We start from the raw sequence: 1,762 nt of genomic DNA on the forward strand, positions 1-1,762 counted from the left end.
TCCAGCGTTTTGCAGCTGAGCAGCGGCCTCGGCTACAAGAAGGATAGCCTTACCGTAAAAAGCGAATGCATGGTTAGGGTCCTCCGCGGCGGCAACATCGGCGAAGGGGATGAGCCCCTTGTCAGGGACAGCGATGTGCTGATATCCGCGGAGTTCGTTGACGAGAGCCTGCTCCTCCGCGACGGGCAGATCATCACCCCTGCCGTGACCAGCCTTGAGAACGTTGGCAAGGCGGCAATTGTCAGGACCGCAGACGGAAACACCGTCTGCGGTGGCTTCGTTTTCTTCCTGACGCCATTTCTAGAAAACCCGTGGCACTCGGAATACCTGCATAGATACCTTATCTCCCCAGCGCACATCGCCTTTTGCAGGTCGGTGGTCAAGAAGTCTGGCCAGGCGTTCTACAATCTGTCTAAGTCGTCTCTCAACTTGGCGCTGATAGCAATCCCGCCTCTCGCCGAGCAGCGCCGCATCGCTAATGAAGTTGATAGGCTTTTCAAAATACTTGCCTAACTGTTTTCATGACCTCGTTGAAAGGAAGATGTCATGAAAACGTTTGTACAATACTTACAGGAAAAGGGTTATGCGGAAAATACCGTCGAGTCTTATTCCTTTGCAATATGCCAGCTTATCGATAAAACTCAGTCTCTAACAAACCAGTCACTTCTTGCGCACAAAGAGTGGCTGGTTTCTTCATTCGCTCCGAAAACAGCTAACAACCGCATCGGCGCAATTAACACCTACCTTGATTTCATCGCTTTTGATGGAATCCGACTCAAAGGAGTGCGAATTCAGCAGAAGCCGTTTCTCGACAATGTCATCAGTAACGAGCAGTACGTTCAGTTAATCGACGGCCTGAAACAAGATGGTGACTGGTTTTGGTATTTTATTGTCCGCTTTCTTGGGTGTACTGGTGCGCGAGTAAGTGAATTAAGACAGTTTAAAGTGGAACACGTAATCGCTGGATATATGGACATCGTTTCAAAAGGCCAAAAGCTCAGGAGAATTTGGATTCCTGACTCTTTGCGACGGGAAAGTATTACATGGAAAGCCGGTTCAATGAACGGTCTTCTATTTCCAGGCAAAAATGAAAACGCGATCACTTCGCGTGGAATATCCATGGGTTTGAAACGAGCGGCTTTACGCTATGGCGTTGACCAAGACGTCGTTTACCCACATTCGTTTAGACACCTATTCGCAAAGAACTTCATCGATCGCAACCCAGACATTTCGCTACTTGCCGACCTGATGGGACACGAAAGTATTGAAACGACACGAATTTATCTGCGACGCACCGCCGATGAGCAACGCGCCGCAGTTAATAAGGCTATTGATTGGTAACGAGCGGCTCAAGCATGACGAAGCGGTCGACGATACGGTGCTGTTCGGCTAGAGGTGGAATGGGAATCAAGATCTCGGATATCTTAGATACGGCTAATCCTGGCTGCGCTGTAGCAGTTGCATATTGATTCAAATTAAGCGCACTTAGAAACAAACATGCCCACGCAATATCTGCATTCAGAAAGCAGCGGACTATGACCGCATGCTCCGTCGCATAGAAGTCACCAGATGCTCGTTTGACATTTCCGCAAAGGGCACCTTGGCGTCCGATTATTGGATAATCGCCGCTTGCGTTGGGCTTAGCAACGAAGCCGCGGATCCCATTTCCCCCAAAACAAGGGTATGGCGTATTTTCGGTCTGAGCATCAGACAAAAGTGATGCTTTGATATTTTTGCCAGCTTGCATGGAGAAAACCGACCC

General features: G+C 49.1%; 3 protein-coding genes. 2 read left to right on the plus strand and 1 reads right to left on the minus strand.

What is annotated here, in order from left to right; all coding sequences use genetic code 11:
• Positions 1-513: restriction endonuclease subunit S domain-containing protein (locus RX395_RS09660; RefSeq protein ID WP_316367243.1), on the plus strand; the 513-nt coding region annotated here is incomplete at its 5' end.
• Between the two features lie 33 nt (positions 514-546).
• On the plus strand, positions 547-1,341 hold the full coding sequence (locus tag RX395_RS09665) for a tyrosine-type recombinase/integrase (protein ID WP_316367245.1): 795 nt from the start codon (positions 547-549) through the stop codon (positions 1,339-1,341).
• Here RX395_RS09665 and RX395_RS09670 read toward each other — a convergent pair.
• A partial coding sequence (locus RX395_RS09670; protein ID WP_316367247.1) for a restriction endonuclease subunit S occupies positions 1,328-1,762 on the minus strand: 435 nt, incomplete at its 5' end. The genes RX395_RS09665 and RX395_RS09670 overlap by 14 nt on opposite strands.

Source organism: Collinsella aerofaciens, from assembly GCF_032584215.1.
Classification (GTDB): Bacteria; Actinomycetota; Coriobacteriia; order Coriobacteriales; family Coriobacteriaceae; genus Collinsella.